Consider the following 21,983-nt stretch of genomic DNA (forward strand, 5'->3'; position numbering starts at 1 on the left):
ACCGAGTAATAAGAAGAGGCAAACATCATGTCAAAGACACCGAACTTCACAATGAAAGCACTTGCGCTGGTGATCGGCAGCACCGCGCTGTTAAGCGCCTGCGGAGGTTCGTCCGGCGGCAGCAGCGGCAGTGGATCAACCAGTTTTTCCGTGACCGATGCACCGGTCGACGATGTGGAGATCGTCAAAGTCACCTTCAGCCGCATTGATCTGAAGCCCGCAGATGGTGACGTGCTCAGCTACGAGTTCGACGAGCCCGTAACCATTGACAACCTGCTCGCCCTGACCGGCAACGATGCCGAACCGATTTTGGAAGGTGTAGACGTTCCCCCGGGCGACTATCAATGGCTGCGTGTTTATGTGGATGGCGGGATTCCCAATTCCAGCGTCACCCCGGAACTGGGCAATGAAACCGACCTGTTCATCCCCGGCCAGCAAAATGGCAACGCAAACGGCCAGCCTCGCTTCCTCCAACTCAATACCGGCTTCACCGTAGCGGCGGGGAGTCGCAGCGATTTCACCATAGATTTCGTCTTGCGCAAGGGCCTGACCAAGCCTGCTAATGCAGACCATTACCTGCTTCGCCCGGCGATGCGACTGCTGAACAATATAGAAGTCGGCACCATTAGCGGCTCTGTCGCAGAAAGTGTCCTCAATGACCCGAACTGCTCACCCATTGACGGCAATGGCAGTGTGTATCTTTACGACGGCGACCTGAACGCTGCAGAGCAAACGCCCGACGATTATTATGATCCGGAAGGCAATGGCACTGGGGATGAATCAGCCAACCGCCCGATTGCCAGCGCTGAAGTGCTGCAGAATGACAGCGGCGAATACCGCTTCACCATTGGCTTTGTGGCCGAGACCGAGGAAGGGTACAGCGTTGCCTATACCTGTGAACCCGGCAACGACGCTCCTGAGAGTGATGACGATATCGCATTCACTGAAGTGATTGCGGTCGACGTGATAGCCGGCGAAACCAGCGAGGTCTCGTTTACCGAAGCACCTGCGGCGCCGATCGAGGAGGAACTGCAGGAGACGGTTGAGCAATTGCCCGAGTCTGAGCAAAATCCTGCATAAGCAGATAGCTACCGAGGCAGTGGCGATGGCCGCTGCCTCGTCACTCCCATCGAAGTTAGCCAGACTTTTTCACGTATTTGCTGATAATCACAATACGCGTGCCGTTGACACGACCTTCAATATGCTCGGGGTTATCACTCAGGGAGATATTACGCACGGCAGTTCCACGCTTGGCTGTAAAACTGGTGCCCTTCACGTTCAGGTCTTTGATTAGCGTCACCGTATCGCCAGCCTGTAAAGCTGCGCCGTTTGCGTCCAACGTAGGCTCCACATCGCCGTCGGCACTGCCCGCATCGGCCCAGGCTTTAAGCTCTTCATCGAGGAACACAATATCCAGCGTATCCTGAGCCCAAGGTTCACCGGCCAGCCGCTTGAGCATGCGGTAAGACAGCACTTGTACCGCCGGTTCGGGACTCCAGACACTCTGGCTCAAGCAGTGCCAGCGCGCCGTCTCCAGTGCTTGCGCCTCAGTCACCTGCCCGTAGCAGGTCTCACACAGCGCGACGTCAGCCGCCGCTGCACCGCCATCTACCCCGTATGCCTGTAATGGCTCACTGGCGCCACACAGTTCACACTGCCCCTGACTGCGCGCTTGGAGTTGCTGATCGATTGCCATACTGCCCTCCTGGCAAAACCGGCATTATAAACGACCAGGGCACCGCCGCGGGGCATTCTCGCAAATCAAACGGTGGCAGGATTCGAGGCCGGCTCGGTTTCTGCTTCAGTCTCGGCCTTGCCTCCGACTTGCTTCAACTGGGGCGCATCATGTTTTTTCACCTGGCTGGCGCCGACAAACTGGCCACCTGACTCAATCACCAGCTCCCGCACTTTAATCTCGCCACTCACCTGCCCCGACGCGACAATCTCCAGGCGGTCCGCATCGACTTTACCGTCCAGCACGCCGCTGACCAGTACACGCTTGGCCTGAACATCGCCTTTAAAGCGACCACTGCGACCGATGGCGACATCCCCCTGCGAGACCAGCGATCCATCCATTTTGCCGTCCAGATGAAAGTTGTCTTTCAGCTTGATGTCGCCGACAAGTTCGGTACCAGCTGCGACCACCGTCGTTCGGGCAGCGCCGTCTGCTTTCTTAGTGTTTTTGCCAGTGAATCCCATTTAATCCGTTCCTCGCGCGTAAACAACACATCGTAATTTTCGAGAGACCACTCCATAAACGGCCCCGGAGACAGACGCCGATACAAGTGCCGAACTTCGTAGTGCAAATGTGGCCCGCTGGACAGGCCGGTGTTACCGCTATAGGCAATCACATCACCTTGACGAACGTAATCGCCAGCATTGACCAGCGTTTTACTTAAATGACCATACAAGGTAGAAAAGCCAAAATTGTGGCTGAGCTTTACCATCCGCCCCAAACCACTGTCATGCATACCGGACCATTCCACCACCCCATCGGCCGTGGCATAAACCGGAGTCCCGATGTCGGCACGTAGATCAGCGCCACCGTGCAGAATATTTTTCCCCAACACAGGGTGCTTGCGCATTCCAAAGTGGCTGGTCACCGACGCGTCCTCCAGCGGATAGCCACTTGGAATCGCCGTCAGCATGTAGCGCTTTTCCTGTATGGTTTGCGTTGCCGTATCCAGCCGCTCATACAGCGCCTCTTCCGGTGCAGGCTTCAGGCCAATCATCACTTCAATGCTGTCCAGCTCTTCACCCATCACCGCCAGCGCGGTCACTTTTTCCTCAACCGAGGACTGCAGGCGCTCCTGCTCTGCCAGCAGCGCAATATTTTCACTTTTGATCGCATCCTGCAGGCTGCGGAGATCCGCCAATTCGCCATTTAGCGAATCCAATTTGCCGCTCAACAGGTAGATAGAAAGGAAGCCACCGAGAAACAGCAAGGCCAGCAGACCGGCAATACCGGCGAGAAAACGCCGTGCGAGCTGTGTCAGGGTGTAGTGCCGCGATCCCTCGAAGCTTGTAATCGTAATGCGGTAGTGATCGCGCATAAACCAACCGTGCTGCCGTGCCTGTTATGATTGCCGACTATGCAGAAAATGTACCGTTGTCGTCAGGGCGTAACCGCCCGCACAACGGGAGTACATACCGGCAATGTCGAATTAATTATCGCGATACTATACAAGGCAAGGCGGTCGATACAATCTTTACGGCCTCAAGGGCTCACAGGCCACCCCGGAACAATGCCCTTCATTGAGACATCGTCGCAGCCAGCGCACAGCAAAAGAGCAGTCCCCAGCAGGAGAATCACCACGATGCGATTGCCCCCTATGGTCAGCAATCCCGCTTACAGTTACCCCTTTGAGCGGCGACACCGCTTCCCCATGGAGAAATTCGGGCTCCTTAACCAATATTTGAGCGAACGCTCTTTGCTGACAGAGACAAACCTGTTCCGCCCCGGCCGGGCCAGAGCCGATGTCCTCGCCCAGGCGCATTGCCCTGACTACATCACCGCCGTCAGCGAAAACCGTCTCGACCCCAAAGCCGCCCGACGCTTGGGGCTACCGTGGAGTGAGGGGCTGATAAAACGAAGCTGGATATCCCCCAATGGCACGCTGCTGACGGCTCAGCTGGCTCTGCGTCACGGTATTGCCTGCCACCTCGCCGGCGGAACGCATCACGCACACTATGACTTTGGCTCGGGCTTCTGCGTTTTTAATGATCTGGCCGTCGCGGCCAGCACCTTGCTGTCTTCAGGGCAGGTATCACGCTTACTGGTGTTCGACTGCGATGTCCACCAGGGCGATGGTACGGCGACCATTCTTCGCGATACCCCCGGTGCTTACACCTGTTCACTGCACTGCGAGAAAAATTTTCCCGTTCGAAAAGCCGAGAGTGATCTCGACATCAATATCCCCAAGGGCGTCGAGGATGACCGCTATCTGGAAATACTCGCCGAAGGGCTCGCTCAAGCGATGGCGGCCGCCAAGCCTGAGATTGTGCTCTACGATGCCGGCGTAGACATCTATACCGGAGATCCTCTCGGATTGCTGAATGTCAGCGAGGGTGGTATTCGCCAGCGCGACCGGTATGTATTAACGCAGTGCGCGGCCGCAGGCATCCCCGTTGCAACCGTCATTGGCGGCGGCTATGACGACAATCGCCTCGCGCTGGCGGCGCGCCACGCCATTGTTGTCGAAGAAGCCCAGCGCTGCTACGCGAAACTGGGCTAAACATGGGATAAATAAAAAAGGCGGCCCAAAGGCCGCCTTTTATCGTGAGGGACGTGTCGATCAGCCGGGAATCAGCAGACCGAGTACAGACTCAATAACGCCAGTCAATGTACCCAGCAGATCACCACCGCCACCAGACGCCACCTGATTTTCGAACTCGCTCACCAGGTCACACAGCGATGACAGGGGGGTATCGGCCAGAGGACAGCTACCAGCACCGCCTTGCAGCAGGTCAGCGATGGGGTCCAGGATCAAATCCAGCGGAGTGCCCGTCAGACCGCCTTCACCACCGCCGCCACCGAGGCCGCCGGTCAGCGCTTCAGCAACGCCTTGCAGCGGGGCCAGCAGGATGTCCAGAGGTGTGCCAGTCGGGCCGGCACCACTGCCGCCACCTGAACTCAGGCCACCAGTAATAGCCTCACCAATCGGCGTCAGCAACATGTTCAAACCACCGATCAATTGCTCGGTCGCCGAGCCAAAGAGTGCGTCAAAGGCAGGATCGAGTACCGCACCCAAACCACTGCCCAGCTGCTCGGTGATCGCCGCAATACCCGCTTCGATCTGGCTGCTGAATACGCCGCCCTGACCGGCTTGCTCTTCAATAAAGCCAACCGGTACCACATTGATCAACAGATTGCTCAGCAGGTTATCCAATGTACCGGCAATCGCGCCTGCGGTTGCCGCGCCGTCACCGTCATCCAGTGCCGCGACTGTCGTGTTCAAATCATTGAATGTGGTTTGCAGTGTCACCAGCAAGCCACCCAGCACCGGGGCATCAGCCACTTCAGCAGGCAAGTTGCTCAAGCCGTCGTTAAACGCCGCTGAGAGTTGATCTGTGAGGGCTTGGAGCGCAGTCAGGTCCAGTGTTTGGCCGCCTTCGCCACCAAATCCACCGCCGAAACCACTACCGGCAGCAAACAGCGGAGCAAGGGCATCACCCAGCGGAGCCAGCGGCGTACCAGCCAACGGGTTGCTGCCATCGGAAGCACCACCGCCAGTACCCGTGCAATCGCCCTGGCCTGCCAGAGAGGTCAGCAGCACAGGCAAGTCGGCCAGCAGCTCATTAACGGCCGCCTGAATATTCTCAGCAGCGGCAGCAAATGCCACTTGAGGATCATTCATGGACGTCGGATCCACCGCACCCAGAATACTGTCCAGTACGTCGATGGTGTCCTGCACCACCACCTGATCAACACAGCTCACGGCACCTTCAAGAGGCGTGCCCGCAGCGGCTTCACTCAGCGGTGTCAGTACTTGTGTAGACAGCGGCTCTTGCACCGCATCGAGAGGCCCAGCGACGCCCTGATAGGCCGCACTTTCACCGCCGCCACTGCTGCTACCGCCACCACCGCCACCGCCACCGCAGGCAGTCAACAGAAGTCCCGCGCCCAGCCCGAGTAGGGCTGAACGACCAAAATTGTAGTTATTCAGTCTGAACATGGTGTCACTCCGTTTGCATATTAGGGGTACGTTGGCGGTGAAGGTGAACAACCCAGACCGTCTACGACCATGCCTGCGCGCCTGCAGCGCTTATTTCCCTTCTGAGTCGGCATGTGCTGAACATTGAACCAGCAGTGGGAATTAGGCGAACTAAGGGAAAACCGAAATGACTAAGGCGCGACCATGACATTTTCGTGACATACATCACATCCCACAGATTCTCCTCGCCGTCTTGCGTCACAACGCACCACCAGTAGGCAATTAACGTCGCACCACAATCAATTGACCCTTTCGGGAGACTCGTTACACTGCGGTTCCATTGAGTGTGAGGATGAATTTTGACAGTACAGGATTGGGACTATCCGTCGCCGTTTGTCTACCCGGTGGCCATTCAGCAAGAACACATCGACGGCCTCGGCCACGTTAACAATGCGGTCTACGTTAATTGGTGTCAGGACGCGGGCTGGGCGCACTCACTGGCGCTGGGCTTGAACCTGGACGATTACCGCGAACTGGACGCCGCCATGGTGATCCGCCGCGCCGACTACGATTATATTGGCGCAGCCTTTCTCGGCCAGCGCTGTGAAATGGCGACCTGGCTGACCGGCAGCGACCAGCGCCTGACCATGGAGCGCCGCTTCCAGTTACGCAGGGTCGACGACGGTCAGATTCTGCTGCGTGCCCGCTGGCAACTGGTATGTATACGCCTGAGCAGCGGCAAAGCGCGGCGTATGCCCGAGGTATTTAATGCCCAATACGGTGCGGCGGTTATCGATCCCTGAAGGCCGACATGCCCGGATCAGCAAGAATGTGTAGAATGCAGGCATCAGCCAATAACAGAGAGCCCTGCAGTGAGCCAGAACTACGCTGAACACCCCTCGATGTTTCGCAACAAACCCTTCGGATTCATTCTCAGCCTGCTACTGATTCCCGTGGTGATTGGCGTGATTATTCTAGTGGTCTGGTACCTCAAGTGCCGCAGCACCAAACTGGAAATCAATGGGGACGAAATCATTCTCGAACAGGGGCTGCTCAGCAAGGACCGCACGGAACTCAACACCAGCAGCATCCGCACCGTCAAAATCAGCCAAAGCCTGATGAACCGCCTGCTCGGCGTTGGCACACTCAGTATTTTCACGGCGGGCGACACCCCGGAAATTCAGGTCGACGGCATGCCTCGTCCCGAGGTTTTCAGGGAGCTGGTCAAGGCCCGCCAGGATCAAGCCTGAGTGCCAACCATAGTCCGCCACTGTAACGCCGATGTTGTCGCTCGCTGATCTGGCATTCCTCGCGCTGCTCTGCGTGTGCTGCTATCACATCTGGCAATCACAGGGCGTGAAAGAACGCAGCAAGCGCGCGGTAGAAAACTACCTCAAAACGCAGCAATTACAGCTGCTGGATGACAATATCGCGCTTCGCGCACTCTGGCTTAAACGCAACTCGCAGGGGCAGTTGTCTTGGTGGCGCCGCTATCACTTTGAATTCAGCGCACAGGGCGACGAGCGTTACCAAGGCAGAATCATCACCCTCGGCAACACAATAGAAACTATCCAGCTCCAGGCCCACCGAATGCCCGAAGACAGGCTTCACTGACCATGCACGGCAATACGCCCTATAACGAGCAGCAAGCCGTCAACAGCCGAACGCTGCTGGAACTGCTTCCCTACCTCCGACCGCACCTGCCGCGAATCAGTCTTGCTCTGCTCTGCCTGATCGCCGCCAAACTGGCCAGCGTCGGTCTCCCCTTTGCGCTGAAAAAAATCGTCGATTATCTGGATACCAGCGGCGCCAGTGCACTCACCTTGGTGCCAATTGCCCTGCTACTGGCCTACGGCGGTCTGCGCTTTGCCAATGTGCTGTTTGGCGAACTGCGCGACACCTTGTTCGGCCGCGTCACCGAGCGGGCAATGCGGGAGATCGGCCTGACCGTCTTTCGCCACCTGCATCAGCTCGATCTGGACTTTCACCTCAATCGCCGCACCGGCGGCCTGTCGCGCGATATCGAGCGCGGCACCAACGGCATCAGTTTTCTGCTGCGCTTCATGGTCTTCAATATCGTCCCCACCTTCATCGAAATCGGCATGGTGCTGGTACTGCTGGGCTGGAAGTACAGTGTCTACTACGCCTTGATCGTGTTTCTGGCGGTACTGGGATATGTGCTGTTTTCCGTGTTCGCCACCGAGTGGCGCACCGGCTTCATCCGCCGCGCCAACGCTGCCGAATCGCGCAGCAGCAGTCGTGCGGTCGACAGCCTGCTGAATTTTGAAACGGTAAAATACTTCGGCAACGAAGAGTACGAGGCCCGCTGCTACGACCAGGAGCTGGCGCAGTGGGAGCAGGCCCGACGCCAGAATCGCCTCAGTTTATTTGCCCTGAACGGCGGACAGGCACTGATCATCGCCGTCTCCATGACCGCCGCCATGCTGCTGGCCGCCCACCATACGCTGAGCGGTGCAATGAGCCTGGGTGACTTTGTCCTGATTAACGCCTTTATGATGCAGATTTTCATGCCACTCAATTTTCTCGGTTTTGTCTACCGTGAAATGAAAGGCTCCATGGCTAACATCGAAGCCATGTTTGGCCTGCTGCGCCAACGCGCCACCGTCAGCGATCATGCCGAAGCACCGGACTTGAAAATCCATCGGGGTGAGTTGGTTTTCGAACAGGTCAGCTTCGCCTACCACGCCGACCGGCAAATTCTCAGTGAGATCAGCTTTGCACTGCCGCCCCGCCAGAAACTCGCCATCGTCGGCGGCAGCGGTGCGGGAAAATCCACGCTGCTTAAACTGTTGTTCCGGTTTTACGATGTTGGCAGCGGCCAAATCACCATCGACGGACAGAACATTGCCGAGGTCAGTCAGGCCTCCCTGCGCCATTGCCTGGGTATCGTCCCGCAGGACACGGTGCTATTTAATCAGAGCATTCGCGACAACATCCGCTACGGACGCGTTGACGCCAGTGACGCCGAGGTCGACGAGGCGATCCGTCTTGCCCACCTCGACCATTTCGTGGCGCGCTTACCCGAAGGCGCCGACACCCTGGTCGGTGAACGCGGCCTGAAACTCTCCGGCGGCGAGAAACAGCGCGTCGCGATCGCCCGGGCACTGTTGAAAGGCGCTCCGATACTGGTATTTGACGAGGCCACCTCATCGCTGGACAGCGCCTCGGAACAGGCCATTCTGGCGGCAATGCGCGATATCGCAAAACAGCACAGCATGCTGGTCATCGCTCACCGGCTGTCGACGGTGGTCGATGCCGACCAGATACTGGTGCTGGATGAGGGAAAAATTGTAGAGCGCGGCAGCCATCAGCAATTACTCGCCCAGCAAGGTCGCTATGCCACCCTGTGGGCCCTGCAGCAACGACAGCGAAACGACAACGCATAACAAAAATCGCCAAGAGGACGCAGTATGCAACAGCTTTCCGGCCAGGACGCCATGTTCATTCACACTGAGGCAGCGGGCATTCCGCAGCACATCAGCAGCCTGAGCATTTACGACCAGTCCACCGCCCCCGGTGGTCTGGTGCGTTTCAAACAGATTATCGATTTGATCAACGCGCGTGCGCCGCTCTCACCAATCTTCAACCGGCGACTGCGCAAATTGCCCTGGGGCGTCGACCAGCCTTGGTGGGAGCCTGTGGAGCAAGTCGATGTGGAACGGCATATCCACCATATGGCCCTGCCCAAGCCCGGTGACTGGCGGCAGCTTTGTATTCTGGCCGCCCGTCTGCACGCGAGACCGCTGGATATACATCGTCCGCTCTGGGAAATGTATGTCATTGAAGGCCTGGACAAGGTGCCGGGACTGCCAGAGCGTTGCTTTGCGGTAATGATAAAGGTCCATCATGCCGCAATGGACGGCATGACCGGCGCCCGATTCCTGCCCCTGCTGCACGATCTGAGTCCCGAGGTGCGCAGCCTGCCCATACCCGAGGGCAGCGACGAGGAAGTGTTCAAGCGCGGCAAACTGCTGCGCGCCGCGCTCACCAACAATCTGAGCAAGCCGGGCAAAGCCATTAAGCTGACAGGCAAGCTGCTGCCAGCCTGGCAGCGCATTCGACGCGGCAAAAAAGAGCAGGACTTTCGCAGCCTGGACGACAAACAGCGCTCACGTTTTCAGGGTAAATTATCGCCGCACCGGGTGGTCGACTCCGTCAACATGGACTTCGCAGAGGTCCGCGCCATCAAACAGCAGATTCCCGGCGCCACCATTAACGACGTCATGCTGGCTATCGTGTCAGGTGCGCTGCGCCACTACCTTCAAGGCAAAGACGAGCTGCCGGAAAAAACCTTGGTGGCAGGCTGTCCGATTGATGTACGCGGCGGCGAAGCCAGCAGCAGCGGCAACATGGTCGGCTTCATGACCTCCTCGCTGTGCAGCGACATTGCCGACCCGCTCGAGCGCTTGATTGCTATCCAGCAAGCCTCACTGGAAAGCAAGGCCTACGCCGATGCCCTTGGGCCACGGGTGGCCGTTGACGTGACCGACGTTCTTCACGGCGGGGTGCTGCAACTGGCCCTGCGCGCAGCCTCCAGCACCGGCTTGTCGGAAGCTGCGGTGGTCTTCAATACGGTCGTCACCAATGTACCCGGCCCAACGGAGCAACTGTATTTCTGTGGCGCCCAGCGGGTCGATGGCATGAACTTCGGTCCCCTGCTACCCAATGTGGGGCTATTCCATATTGTGTATAGCAGCGTGCAGAACAAGCGCGGCACCATCGCCATTTCCTTCACTGCCTGTCGTGATATGCTGCCCGATCCCGATGTTTACGCGGACTGCCTGCGCCAGTCATACCAGGAATTGCGCGACGCGGTACTGAGCCAATAACGCCATGAATACCAGCCACGACCTGCGCCTGATCATTGAATCCCATATTCCCATCGTGGTGATAGAAACTTGGGAAGAGCAGCGTGCGCTCACACTGCTCTGCAAGCTTGGCGTGCAATTGGCGCTGCCGGTGCAGGCCTGGTCGGTCACCGAAGGTCTGCGACGGATTGATTTGCCTCATGGTGCAAGCCTGAACCACACCGCCGAACCCGAAGCGGCCCTCAAGCATATTCTCCACAGTGAGCAGGCGGGCTTGTTTGCTCTCTGTGATATTCACCCCTTCCTCGATGAACCCCGCTGCGTGCGGCTCATCAAGGAAATCGCCATGCGCGCAGAGGACAGCGGCCAGCGACTGGTTCTTATCAGCCACGCCCTCAGCATTCCCCCAGAGTTCAAACGTTTCTGCGCTCGCTTCTCACTGTCCATGCCCGAAGACCACAAACTTCTGGCAGCCGTGCACAGAGAGGCTCAGCAGTTCACCAAGGACAAGGGACGCAAAGTCCGCACTGACCGAGACGCGCTCAACAAACTGGTGGCGAATCTTCGCGGCCTGCCGCTGCAGGATGTACGCAAGCTGGCACGAGGTGCGATTTATCAGGATGGCGCCATCACCCACAGTGACATCCCCGCCATCAATAAAGCCAAGTTTGAGCTGCTGGATATGGACGGCCTGCTCAGCTTCGAATACGACACGGAATCCTTTGCCCGTGTTGGCGGCCTGCGCGCAATGAAAAGCTGGCTGGAACAGCGCCGGGATGCGTTTCTCGGCAAGCAGAGCGACTGTCCCAAGGGCATGATGCTGGTGGGCGTGCAAGGCGGCGGCAAAAGCCTGGCCGCCAAAGCAGTTGCCGGGCTATGGGGACTGCCGCTGCTGCGTCTGGATATGGGCGCGCTGTTTAATAAATTCTTCGGGGAGTCTGAACGCAATGTTCGTGAAGCGCTAAAGCTCGCCGATACTATGGCGCCCTGTGTGCTCTGGATCGATGAAATAGAAAAAGGCATCAGTGGCGACAGCCACGACGGCGGCACCGCCCGGCGCGTGCTGGGCAGCCTGCTGACCTGGATGGCAGAACAGCAGAGCGGCGTCTTCGTCGTTGCCACCGCCAACGATATCTCGCGCCTGCCACCGGAACTGATTCGCAAAGGCCGTCTCGACGAGATCTTCTTTGTCGACCTGCCCGATGCCGAGGTACGCAGGGAGATTTTCCGTATTCACCTGGAAAAACGCGACCAGGACAGCCAGGCCTTTGAACTAGATGCACTGAGTGAGGCAAGCGACGGGTTTACCGGCGCCGAAATCGAACAGGCGGTGGTCTCTGCCGGCTACAGTGCCCGCGCCCGCGACGAGGCACTGCAAACCGCGCATATTGTTAGAGAACTCGGCAATACCGTGCCGCTGTCCGTGACCATGAGCGAGCATCTGCAAGCCCTGCGGCAGTGGTGCCAAGAGCGAGCCGTTCCGGCAAATTAGGCGGCTATAACCCCGGTTCTTTGGCCGCCACCTCGCGCACCACAGGCATCAGCTCGTAGGCGTCAAACACCGCTTTAATCTGCTCGTCATTGCCGCTGCGCTTGCTTTTGTTGCGGCGCTTCAGCGACACCTCCTGGCTGCCGGCGATGACCGGGAAGCGCTGCATCCACACGCCGCGCCCCTCCAGCATGGTGCACACCGTGCCTTTTTTCAGACTCATGGCCTTCAACCAGACATCGTCGGCATTGGGCGCCAGGCGCTGAAACGCGTCAACATTGGCAATGTCGTCGTCAAAACAACCGGGGAAATACAATACGCCGCCGACGCCGGTAGGAAAAATCATCAGTGAGCTGTCGCGATCATCGTTGCGACGCCACCACTGTTTGTATGGCAGTAGCTCGCCTTTTTCGTCCAGACGAATACGGTGACCACGGGTGCAGTGAATCTGGTCCGGCGCATTGAGGTGGGCGCGGTAGAGTTGGTCAACCATATCCTGCGGATAAAGAATATCGTCATCCACCGTCAGCAGCAGCGCCTCTGGGTACTTCTGCAAGGCATAGAAAAACTTGGTGTACGGGCCGAGATCCTTCTCCACAAATTCGATGTCCAAGCCGCGCTCACACTGGCGACGCAAAATCGCCGGGATATCTCCCTCGCCAAATTCCTCAGCCGACAGCCACAGCACAATGCGATCGGGCGCGTGAGACTGCTGCAACAGACTTTCTATCGTCAGGTACACATCGTGGATACGCTTGCTGAAGCTGGTCAGCGACACCACCAGTTCACGCGGGGCATTGCGCTGCACACCCGACTCCCGGCGGTGCAGGGCATCGGCCTCGAAACGCTGGGTAAGCGCTTCGACCCGACGATCGATGGCCTCGGCCAGCGCTCGTCGCTGCCGTTTTTCCTGACGAAGTTTTTTAAACATGTGCCGAAATTATCCTTAATGGTACAGGCGTAGCCGATTGATGCCCGGTCGCGTTATGCTGCGCACTGTAACAGACCGCGAGACACCATGCCTTTACTCCCCTTACGCGACCTCCGCTGCCCACTGGACGGCGATGCCATGCAACGGCAATCCAGCCACTGGCAGTGCCCAAAGGGTCACAGCTTTGATATTGCCCGTCAGGGCTACGTTAATTTGCTGCCGGTGCAGCACAAAAAATCCCGCGATCCCGGCGACAGCAAAGCGATGGTGGCCGCCCGCAAAGCCTTTCTCGACAGCGGTTTCTACGCCCCTATCGCCACCGCAATCAGCCAGCTATGCACTGACCATCTCGACACGACTGCTCCGCTTGCGATACTGGATGCAGGCTGCGGCGAGGGCTATTACCTGCAAGCACTCTGCGCGGCACTGGATACACCGGAGCGGGAGATTATCGCCACTGGGCTGGATATTTCCAAGTGGGCGCTGCGCGCCTGCCTGCAACGCAACCGCCAACTGAACGGTATTGTCGCCAGCAATCGTCAAGTGCCGCTACCGGACCACAGTCAGCAACTGCTGCTATGCGCCTTTGGTTTCCCGGTCTATCGTGAATTCGCTCGCCTATTGGCGCCAGGCGGGCTGTATCTGCAAGTGGATGCCGGCCCCGATCATCTGCTGGAAATGCGCGAGCACCTCTACCCGGAGTTGCGCCGCAGTGAGGCGCCATCTATTCAGGAAGGTATTGATACGATTGGCCCCGTGCTCAATGAGCAGCGCCTGCAATTTACTATCGACGAACTGACGCGCCAGCCTCTTGAACAGCTGTTAATGATGACGCCACACTACCACCGCGCCAGCCCGGCCGCACAGCAGCGTCTGCTGGACAGTGCCCCGCTGCCGATGACAGCCGACCTTGTAGTGCGACTATTGCGAGTCGACGGGCCATAAAAGCTTGCCCGCTGAGGAAACATTTTCTCCGCAGCCGGTCTATGCAATGTCATGGGCCACGGCTTGAAAACGCCGGTACGCTCCCCCACTACATAGGGAGACGCGCCTAAAAAATGAAACAGGGAATTCCCGATGAGTGAGATTGAGCAGCTCAACCAGTTACGCGACTGGTTGAACACCCAGATTATTGGTCAACATACCCTTACCGAACGTCTGCTGCTGGCCCTGCTGGCCGATGGTCACCTGCTGGTAGAAGGCGCTCCCGGACTGGCAAAGACCCGCGCCATCAAAACACTGTCCGACGCCATCGAAGGCAGTTTCCAGCGAATCCAGTTCACGCCCGACCTGCTTCCCGGCGATGTCACCGGCAGCGACATTTATCGGCCCGAAACCGGCGTTTTCGAATTTCAGCGCGGCCCGGTGTTTCACAACCTGCTGCTGGCGGATGAGATCAACCGCGCCCCCGCAAAAGTCCAGTCGGCCCTGCTGGAAGCCATGGCCGAACGTCAGGTCAGCGTCGGCAGCCACAGCTACCCACTGCCCCAACTGTTCCTGGTTATGGCGACCCAAAACCCGCTGGAACAGGAAGGTACATATCCGCTGCCGGAGGCGCAGCTCGACCGCTTCTTACTGCACGTCAATGTCGACTATCCTGATGCCGACGCCGAGCTGGCAATCCTGCGCAGCGTTCGCGCCGAAGCCACAGGCGCCGCCAACCCGCCCCCCATCATCAGTCAGGACACGCTGTTTGCGGCTCGTCAGCAAGTCCTCGCCATGCATATGGCCGAGCCTGTGGAGCAGTATCTGGTACAACTGGTCGTCGCAACGCGTAACCCCAGCCAGTGGGACAGTGAACTGAATGAGTGGCTGGACGTTGGCGCCAGTCCCCGAGCCACCATTGCGCTGGACCGCTGCGCCCGCGCCCACGCCTGGCTGCAGGGCCGCGACTTTGTCAGCCCTGACGATGTGCAAGCGGTAGTTCACGATGTCCTCCGTCACCGGCTGATCATGAGCTTTGCCGCTGAGGCCGAAGGCGTCTCCCGCGACCAGCTTATTGATCGCCTGCTGCGCTGCGTGCCGGTAAGCTAATGAGTCGAGCGTCTCGACAACGCAGCAATGATGACTGGCGCGCTCGCGGCGCCAGCATCGAGACTCGCCAGTTGATTGGCCTGCGTCTGGCAGCACGGCAGCTGCGCCTCGCCCAACAACATCGCCACTACGCTCGCCAGAGCGGCAGTCATATCGCACCGTTCAAGGGGCGTGGCCTGAGTTTTCAGCAATTGCGCGCCTATCAGGGCGGCGATGAAATCCGACACATCGACTGGCGCGTTACTGCGCGAACCACGCAGCCTCACACCCGCCTGTTTGAAGAAGAACGTGAACGGCCCGTGGTGCTGTGTGTCGATCAGCGACAATCAATGGCCTTTGGCAGCCGACAGTGTTTTAAATCGGTACTGGCCTGTCATACCGCCGCGCTGCTGGCCTGGAATGCACTGGAGCACAACGACCGCGTCGGCGGCTTTGTCTTCAGTGATCGGCAACATGCCGAGAGCCGCCCGCGACGCAGCCAGCGCGCCGTGCTGCATTTTTTGCAGCAGCTGACGGATTTCAACCAACAGGCGCTCACGTCTGCAGGCGACGAACCACCGCAAGCGCTTTCAGCAGTATTTGAAGAATTGCGCCGCATTACCCGTCCCGGTTCCGCCGTGTTTATCCTCAGCGATTTTCACGATATGGACGAGGCCGCCGAACGCCAACTCGCGCTGCTGGCCCGGCACAATGATGTCCTCGCGGTGGAAATCAGCGACCCCATGGAAGCGAAGCTGCCACTGCGTGGACATCTGGCCCTGAGCGACGGGCGTCAGCGACTGGCCGTCGATATCGATGGTAAGCTTCAGCAGCGCTACCAGCAGGACTACCAACGACGCCAGGAAACACTGCACAGCACTCTTCGCAAACTGGGTATCGTCAGACTCAGCCTGCAAACCAGCGACGATGTGCAGGCCATACTGGGACGGGAGCTGCGATTGCAATGAATCCGCAAGGCAGCGATCCACTCGCGCAACTCGCCGACATCCACCTGCCGCCGCCGGTGCCGAGCTTTCCTTGGGGCTGGGGCGCATTTGTCCTGCTGACGGTCGCCCTACTGCTTCTGGCGCTGGCGGGGGTTCTGATCTGGCGGCATCGCAGCCAGAATGCCTACCGGCGCGCCGCGCTGGCAGAATTGGAACAGATCCGCACTCTGAACGATGACCATGCCTTTGCCACTGCATTGGGGCAATTGCTGCGCCGGGTCGCCCACCACGCCTATGGCAACAGCGGGCTCTCTTCACGTGGCGATGTCTGGCAGGACAATCTGAATCAACATTGCAAACGGCCGGTATTCAGCGAAGGTCGCATCCGGGCGATGGAAGCCGCGATATATCAACCCGCTGGCCGAATCGACGACCGTGAGGCGCTGATCGCCGAGGCTCGCCAGTGGCTGCGCAAGCACCGGAGGGCGACATGATTCATCTCGACTGGCCCTGGTTATTGCTGCTTCTCCCCCTGCCACTGCTAATCCGGCTGCTGTCCAAGCGACAGACCCGCAGCGCCGGTGCCGCCTTGCGCGTCCCCTTTCTTCAGCAACTGCTTAAGCTGCAGAGCGAAAAAACGGCAACGCTGATTACCGGCTCTCGCGCCGCGCTCTGGCTGATGACAGTCGCCTGGCTGGCATTGCTGTTGGCCGCCGCTCGCCCCCAGTGGGTCGGGGAGCCACAGGCCCTGCCCAGCAGCGGTCGCGACCTGATGCTCGCCGTTGATATTTCCGGCTCAATGGCGCAGCAGGATATGAAAATTCAGGGCAATGCCCTGCCGCGCCTGACGGTGGTCAAAGCCGTGGTCAATGAATTTGTCCAACAGCGCCAAGGCGACAAGCTCGGCCTGATTCTGTTTGGCAGTCGCGCCTATATTCAGTCGCCACTGTCTTTCGATCTGCAAACCCTCGGTGTGCTGATGGACGAAGCTCAGGTGGGCTTTGCCGGCAAGCAAACCGCGATTGGCGATGCCATAGGCTTTGCCATCAAGCGCTTACGACAACGCCCGGAAAACAGCCGAGTGGTGATCCTGCTCACCGATGGCGCCGACACCGCCAGCACCCTGCCGCCGCTGGAAGCGGCATCGGTCGCCACCCGCGAAGGTATTCGCATTTACACCATCGGCGTCGGGGCCACCGAGATGGAGGTGCCCGGACTGTTCGGCAGTCGTCTGGGCGCCCGTACCGTCAATCCCTCGGCAGACCTGGACGAAAAAACCCTTCGAGAAATCGCTCACCGCACGGGTGGCGAATACTACCGAGCACGGGATACAGAAGAATTACAGGCCGCCTACGCCGCCATTGCCGCACTGGAACCGGTGGAGCAGGAAGCAGAAAGCATTCGCCCGCGGCGCTCGCTGCTGCACTGGCCACTACTGGCTGCCGCCCTTTTTGCGACGCTGAGCCTGTTGCTGAGAAAACCGGGAGGGAGCACCTGATGTCCGAGCTGCCGTTACTCTCACAACTTTCTCAACTGCACTGGCTGCGCCCGGAGCTGGTCTGGATCGCTCTGCCAATGCTGCTGGCACTGCTGTGGCTGGCCCGCCGCCAGCGCCCACAGCGCGGCTGGCAGCAACATATCGACGCCGAACTCCTGCCCTACCTGCTGGACGACAGTGAACAGCGTCCCCGGCGACTCTGGCCCGCCGCACTGGCCGCCTTGATCTGCTGGCTGGCGCTGATGGGACCCAGCTGGGAAAAAGTGCCCAGCCCGGTACTGGAAGACCGGTCCGGACTGGTCATCGTACTGGACCTGTCGCCCTCCATGCTTGCTCAGGATGTTCAGCCTTCGCGACTGGAGCGTGCCAAGTACACGATTCGCGACCTGCTGCGGCTGCGCGCCGACGGCCAGACCGCGCTGGTCGCCAGCGCGGGTGATGCCTTCGTCGTGGCGCCGCTGACCGACGATGGCAACACCCTCAGCACCCTGCTGCCAGCTCTCCACCCCGGCATGATGCCGCTGCCTGGCAGCAATCCTTTGGCAGGACTGACGCTGGCGGCAGAATTGCTGGCACGCGGAGGCAGTGCCAACGGTCATATTCTGCTAATCGGCGACGGTTTCTCGGCCAGCCAGCTAACCGGGCTAAAGGGCTTTGCCCGCAATAGCCAATACCCGCTCTCCATTCTAGCGGTAGGCAGCGAGCGCGGCGCGCCGATCCCCCTGCCGGAAGGCGGCTTTGTCAAAGACAGTCAGGGCAAGACGGTGCTGGCCAGCGTGCCCACCGGCCTGATGAAATCGCTGAGCCGCGACAGTGGAGGGCAGTATGCCCAACTCGACAGTCAACTGAGCGAGCAGACCCTCAGCACCCTGGCCAGCGGCAGCCGCAATTTTGAAGAGGGCCAGCGGCAGCAAACCATGGAACAGTGGCGCGATGGTGGCGTCTGGCTGGTACTGCTGCTTCTGCCGCTGGCACTGTTGTCTTTCCGTCGCAATGTGCTGCCGCTGATACTGCTGGCAGTCGTCGGCCTGCCGGAAAGCAGTCATGCACTGGACTGGCAAAGTACCCTGAAAACACCAGATCAACGCGGTGCGGCGTTGTTCGACAGCGATCCCGGTTCTGCCGCCACGCAGTTTGTAGACCCCATGTGGCGCGGCAGCGCCCTATACCGTGCTGGTGACTATGCCGCCGCTGCCCAAGCCTTTGCGCAACGCGACTCCGCCGATGCTCATTACAACCGGGGCAATGCGCTGGCCAGAGCCGGCAAACTGGACGAGGCCATCGACGCCTACCAACAGGCGCTGGACTGGAACCCCAATATGGCAGATGCCAAGGCCAACAAAGCCCTGCTGGAACAACTGAAGCAGCAGCAGGAACAGCAGGGCGACCAGCAGAATTCCGGCGGCAGCGACGCGCAGGACTCTCAAGACTCTCAAGACTCAGAGAGCAAGCAAAACAGCGACTCACAGGAAGGCGCCGACGACCAGCAGGGCTCGCCCGGCGATCAGCAACAGGATGGCAAGCCGCAGGACGGCGACAAGTCGCCCGACGACAGTGACGCCAGCCAGTCTCAGAACGATAGCAATGCCGACGAGCGCGACAGCACTGAGCCGTCGGACGACGCGCAAAGTGAGGCACAGCAGCAGGCCCAGCGCGATGCCGCTGCGGAGCATGCCCGCCAGCAAGAAGCCATTGATACGGAATCGTCGGTAGCGGAAAAGACAAGCGAGCCCAGTGACGAACAGCTCGACAGCAATGCCGCCGCTGGCAGCAGTCAGGAGCCCCTCTCGGAAGAAGAGCAGGCTCAGGAGCAGTGGCTGCGCAATATTCCTGACAGCGCCGACCAACTGCTACGCAACAAATTCCAATACCAGTATATGCAGCGCCGTCAGCGCGGCGAACAGCCGGAAGCCGAGAATTATGCGCCTTACTAATAACGCCTTCCCGACCACCCAGCGGCACTGGCTTACCGCGAGTCTGCTGTTTCTGCTCACGCTATTGAGTACGGCTCTGCATGCCGATACCAATGTGCGCGCCAGCGTCGACCGCAATCGCCTGTCGATGGACGAGACGCTGACCCTGAGTCTGACCGCCGACAGCATGCTATTCAGCGAAGAGCCGGAAGTGGCCGCACTGGAAAACGACTTTCATATTCTCAACCGCCAGCAAAGCAGCCGCACCAATATCATCAACGGCAGCATCAGCAGCAGCCGTCAGTGGGACCTGACGCTGGCGCCCAAACGCGAAGGCGAGATCACCATCCCCGCCATCCGCATGGGCGACAAAAGCACCCGCCCGCTGACGATCACCGTCACCCGCGCGCCGCAGGGCACCACCAATCGCAGCAGCGACCAACAAGTCTGGCTGGAAGCCGATATCACCCCGCGCCGAGCGTATGTTCAGCAACAACTGGAGTACACCGTCCGACTGTTCAGCTCGGTGAATTTCCTCGATGCCTCGCTGGAACAGCCGGAAATTGAGCATGCACTGGTGGAGTCACTCGGCGAAAACCGCTATCGGCAGCGGGTGGACGGCCGCGTATATCAGGTCATCGAACGCCGTTATGCCGTTTTTCCCCAGCGCAGCGGCAGCCTCTCGATTCCCGCCCTCACCTTGCAGGCGAGAGTAGAAAGCTACCGGCCCTCGCTGCTGGACCCTGGCCGCCTCGTCATCAAGCGCAGCCCGCCGATGGAAATTCAGGTACAGGCGCCACCGGCCAGCTTCGATGGTGCACTGTGGCTGCCCGCCAAGAATATTGAGCTGTTCGAAGAATGGAGCGACGCCCCAGAGCAACTGCAGGCGGGTCAGTCCATTACCCGCCGCGTCGATATCCGCGCCGAAGGGCTAATGGCTGCCCAGCTTCCCAAGCTGCCCCCGCTGAATCTGCCGGGCATCAAACTCTACCCGGATCAGCCCGGCTTGCAGAATACGACCGATGAAAGCGGGCTGATCGGGCTGCGCAGTGAATCCACGGCGATGATTCCCACCCAGCCCGGTGACTACACACTGCCCGAGCTGCGCATTGCCTGGTGGAATACCGAAACCAATCAGCCAGAGGTCGCCGTATTGCCTGCCCGCACCCTGCGCATTGCCGCAGCGCCGGGGCAAATACAGGATGAAGCGACTCAGCCCAGCACCGTCGTCGCTCCCCCGACGGCAGATAACGCAGCGGAAATCGCGCCACGGATACCCGCGGCAACTTCCGCGCAGCTATTCTGGCTATACGGCATTATCGGCGCCCTGCTGTTGAGCAACCTTATCTGCCTGGACCTGCTGATTCGCCAGCGACGCAAAAGCCGTCAGCCTGAGCCCCCAACGCCCGGCCAGCAAGCTTCCGGCGCCCGGGAAAAAGCCGCCTACAATGCACTGAAAAAAGCGGTGAGTCAGCGAGCAGATGTCGCCACGCTGCGGCAGGCCCTGAGCGATTGGGGCGATGCCTGGCAGCCGGGTTGCGGCCAGCTGCCACGGCTGGCGATACAGGCCAAGGCGCTGGCGCCGTATATCGACCAGCTTAATCGCGCGCTATACGGGAACAAGGAAGGCGGTGATATCGACGGCAAAGGACTGCTCAGTGCCGTGGAAAACTGCCGCCGCGAATCCAAACGCCGGTCGTCCGACGCGCCACTGCCCGGGCTGTACGAGCGACCACTCAGGTCTTAGCCGAGTCGCGGCCACTGACCACCAGTACGCCGCCCAAAATGACCAGACTGATCCCGATCACCGTCAGGCGGTCTGGCACCAAGTGCCAGACCAGCCAGTCCAACAGGCCGCCGAAAACCACACCGAAGTAGCTGGTGGGCGACAGCGCCGAGGCGGACACCAGGCGGTAGGCCCAAGTGTAAAGAACGAAGCAGAGATACATCACTACGCCCATATACAACAGCCAGCCATAGGCCTCAGGCGGCACTTCGCCACCCTGCCAGAGAAAGAAGGGAATACTCACTGCCAGGGAGATCGCAAAATAGTAGAACAGTATGCGACTGCCGGGCTCGGTCGAGGCAAGCAGGCGGGTGGAGATCATCGACACCGCCAGGCCGATACCGGCAAACAGCCCCACCAAATGCCAAATGGTCAGTACTGAAAACCCCGGCCGCAAAACCAAAATCACACCGGCAAAGCCCACGACCAAGGGCAGTAAGCTGCGCTTTGGCACCCGCTCACGCAGTGTCAGAAAAATAAGCAGTGGCACCATCAGCGGCGCGCTGTTACGCAGCAGCGTCGCTTCCAGCAGCGAAATCTTACTCAGGGCAATGAAGTAACAATAGAAACACACCACACCGCCCAGGCCCCGCAGCAGGTGCATCGCCGGGCGCTGGGTATGCAGACTGCCCAGACCACTGCGCAACAGGCCCGGCAGGGTAAGTAAAAACGAGATCGCGTACTGAGCCACCACGATGGTGGAAACATGAACGCCCATTCCCGACAGGTGTTTCCCCACCGCCGCGATCGTCGCTGTCATGAAAACCGTGACAAGCGCCAGCCCCACACCCAGCAACAGCCGTTTGCGTTCATCGGAAACTGAGGATAGAAGTCGCGCCAAAATGCCCTGCTCAACCGCAAGTAGAAGAAAATGCGCCCGGGGCGCCGAGGGCACACTATAAAGAGACGCGGGCCGGGTGACC

Annotated in this window: 21 protein-coding genes; 15 read left to right on the plus strand and 6 right to left on the minus strand. The window is 59.5% G+C overall.

What is annotated here, in order from left to right:
• Nucleotides 1-27 precede the first annotated feature (27 nt).
• A complete protein-coding gene (locus G411_RS0105880) occupies nt 28-1,080 on the plus strand; it encodes a DUF4382 domain-containing protein (protein ID WP_084495315.1) in 1,053 nt (350 codons plus the stop codon).
• 55 nt (nt 1,081-1,135) lie between these two features.
• On the opposite strand, the gene G411_RS0105885 is transcribed toward G411_RS0105880, so the two are convergent.
• From G411_RS0105885 to G411_RS0105895, 3 genes are all read right to left on the minus strand, one after another.
• Complete coding sequence (locus tag G411_RS0105885) at nt 1,136-1,696, minus strand: PhnA domain-containing protein (RefSeq protein ID WP_022958249.1); 561 nt, start codon at nt 1,694-1,696, stop codon at nt 1,136-1,138.
• Nucleotides 1,697-1,761: 65 nt separating this feature from the next.
• Entirely contained in the window at nt 1,762-2,145 is a 384-nt protein-coding gene (locus G411_RS19555) for a bactofilin family protein (RefSeq protein ID WP_022958250.1), read from the minus strand.
• Complete coding sequence (locus G411_RS0105895; RefSeq protein WP_022958251.1) at nt 2,103-3,053, minus strand: M23 family metallopeptidase; 951 nt, start codon at nt 3,051-3,053, stop codon at nt 2,103-2,105. The genes G411_RS19555 and G411_RS0105895 overlap by 43 nt, the downstream gene beginning before the upstream one ends.
• Nucleotides 3,054-3,317: 264 nt before the next feature.
• On the opposite strand from G411_RS0105895, the gene G411_RS19560 reads away from it, so the two are divergent.
• Nucleotides 3,318-4,235, plus strand: coding sequence for a histone deacetylase family protein (locus tag G411_RS19560; protein ID WP_037508417.1), 918 nt, complete (start codon nt 3,318-3,320; stop codon nt 4,233-4,235).
• A 60-nt stretch (nt 4,236-4,295) separates the two neighbouring features.
• Here G411_RS19560 and G411_RS0105905 read toward each other — a convergent pair whose 3' ends face one another.
• Nucleotides 4,296-5,675 carry a hypothetical protein gene (locus tag G411_RS0105905; protein WP_022958253.1) on the minus strand — a complete coding sequence of 460 codons (1,380 nt, stop codon included), beginning with the start codon at nt 5,673-5,675 and terminating at the stop codon, nt 4,296-4,298.
• A 338-nt stretch (nt 5,676-6,013) separates the two neighbouring features.
• Here G411_RS0105905 and G411_RS0105910 point away from each other — a divergent pair, with 338 nt between their 5' ends.
• The 6 genes from G411_RS0105910 (at nt 6,014) to G411_RS0105935 (ending at nt 11,975) form a co-directional block, all read left to right on the plus strand.
• Nucleotides 6,014-6,457, plus strand: coding sequence for an acyl-CoA thioesterase (locus G411_RS0105910; RefSeq protein WP_022958254.1), 444 nt, complete (start codon nt 6,014-6,016; stop codon nt 6,455-6,457).
• Nucleotides 6,458-6,526: 69 nt separating this feature from the next.
• The gene (locus G411_RS0105915) at nt 6,527-6,904 is read left to right on the plus strand and encodes a PH domain-containing protein (RefSeq protein WP_022958255.1); all 378 of its coding nucleotides are present in this window, start codon (nt 6,527-6,529) and stop codon (nt 6,902-6,904) included.
• Nucleotides 6,905-6,935: 31 nt separating this feature from the next.
• Complete coding sequence (locus G411_RS0105920; protein ID WP_022958256.1) at nt 6,936-7,268, plus strand: DUF3301 domain-containing protein; 333 nt, start codon at nt 6,936-6,938, stop codon at nt 7,266-7,268.
• Nucleotides 7,269-7,270: 2 nt separating this feature from the next.
• A complete protein-coding gene (locus G411_RS0105925; protein ID WP_022958257.1) occupies nt 7,271-9,061 on the plus strand; it encodes an ABCB family ABC transporter ATP-binding protein/permease in 1,791 nt (596 codons plus the stop codon).
• A gap of 24 nt (nt 9,062-9,085) precedes the next feature.
• Nucleotides 9,086-10,504: a wax ester/triacylglycerol synthase family O-acyltransferase gene (locus tag G411_RS0105930; protein ID WP_022958258.1), complete on the plus strand. Its 1,419-nt coding sequence runs from the start codon at nt 9,086-9,088 to the stop codon at nt 10,502-10,504.
• A 4-nt stretch (nt 10,505-10,508) separates the two neighbouring features.
• Nucleotides 10,509-11,975, plus strand: coding sequence for an AAA family ATPase (locus G411_RS0105935; RefSeq protein ID WP_022958259.1), 1,467 nt, complete (start codon nt 10,509-10,511; stop codon nt 11,973-11,975).
• A gap of 4 nt (nt 11,976-11,979) precedes the next feature.
• Here G411_RS0105935 and G411_RS0105940 read toward each other — a convergent pair whose 3' ends face one another.
• Nucleotides 11,980-12,903 (minus strand): hypothetical protein, encoded by a 924-nt coding sequence (locus G411_RS0105940; RefSeq protein WP_022958260.1) that lies wholly within the window; start codon nt 12,901-12,903, stop codon nt 11,980-11,982.
• A gap of 87 nt (nt 12,904-12,990) precedes the next feature.
• On the opposite strand from G411_RS0105940, the gene G411_RS0105945 reads away from it, so the two are divergent.
• From G411_RS0105945 to G411_RS19575, 7 genes are all read left to right on the plus strand, one after another.
• The gene (locus tag G411_RS0105945) at nt 12,991-13,848 is read left to right on the plus strand and encodes a putative RNA methyltransferase (protein ID WP_022958261.1); all 858 of its coding nucleotides are present in this window, start codon (nt 12,991-12,993) and stop codon (nt 13,846-13,848) included.
• A gap of 132 nt (nt 13,849-13,980) precedes the next feature.
• Nucleotides 13,981-14,937, plus strand: a complete 957-nt coding sequence (locus G411_RS0105950) for an AAA family ATPase (RefSeq protein ID WP_022958262.1) — start codon at nt 13,981-13,983, stop codon at nt 14,935-14,937.
• A complete protein-coding gene (locus G411_RS0105955) occupies nt 14,937-15,884 on the plus strand; it encodes a DUF58 domain-containing protein (protein ID WP_022958263.1) in 948 nt (315 codons plus the stop codon). The genes G411_RS0105950 and G411_RS0105955 overlap by 1 nt, the downstream gene beginning before the upstream one ends.
• Nucleotides 15,881-16,357 carry a DUF4381 domain-containing protein gene (locus G411_RS21350; RefSeq protein ID WP_022958264.1) on the plus strand — a complete coding sequence of 159 codons (477 nt, stop codon included), beginning with the start codon at nt 15,881-15,883 and terminating at the stop codon, nt 16,355-16,357. Before G411_RS0105955 ends, G411_RS21350 begins: the two co-directional genes overlap by 4 nt.
• Nucleotides 16,354-17,361: a VWA domain-containing protein gene (locus G411_RS19570; RefSeq protein ID WP_022958265.1), complete on the plus strand. Its 1,008-nt coding sequence runs from the start codon at nt 16,354-16,356 to the stop codon at nt 17,359-17,361. The genes G411_RS21350 and G411_RS19570 overlap by 4 nt, the downstream gene beginning before the upstream one ends.
• Complete coding sequence (locus G411_RS0105970) at nt 17,361-19,295, plus strand: VWA domain-containing protein (RefSeq protein ID WP_022958266.1); 1,935 nt, start codon at nt 17,361-17,363, stop codon at nt 19,293-19,295. Before G411_RS19570 ends, G411_RS0105970 begins: the two co-directional genes overlap by 1 nt.
• Nucleotides 19,282-21,021, plus strand: a complete 1,740-nt coding sequence (locus G411_RS19575) for a BatD family protein (RefSeq protein WP_022958267.1) — start codon at nt 19,282-19,284, stop codon at nt 21,019-21,021. The genes G411_RS0105970 and G411_RS19575 overlap by 14 nt, the downstream gene beginning before the upstream one ends.
• On the opposite strand, the gene G411_RS19580 is transcribed toward G411_RS19575, so the two are convergent.
• The gene (locus G411_RS19580; protein WP_051151297.1) at nt 21,011-21,901 is read right to left on the minus strand and encodes a DMT family transporter; all 891 of its coding nucleotides are present in this window, start codon (nt 21,899-21,901) and stop codon (nt 21,011-21,013) included. The genes G411_RS19575 and G411_RS19580 overlap by 11 nt on opposite strands.
• Nucleotides 21,902-21,983: the final 82 nt, after the last annotated feature.

The sequence above is a fragment of the Spongiibacter tropicus DSM 19543 genome (assembly GCF_000420325.1).
Taxonomy (GTDB): Bacteria; Pseudomonadota; Gammaproteobacteria; order Pseudomonadales; family Spongiibacteraceae; genus Spongiibacter; species Spongiibacter tropicus.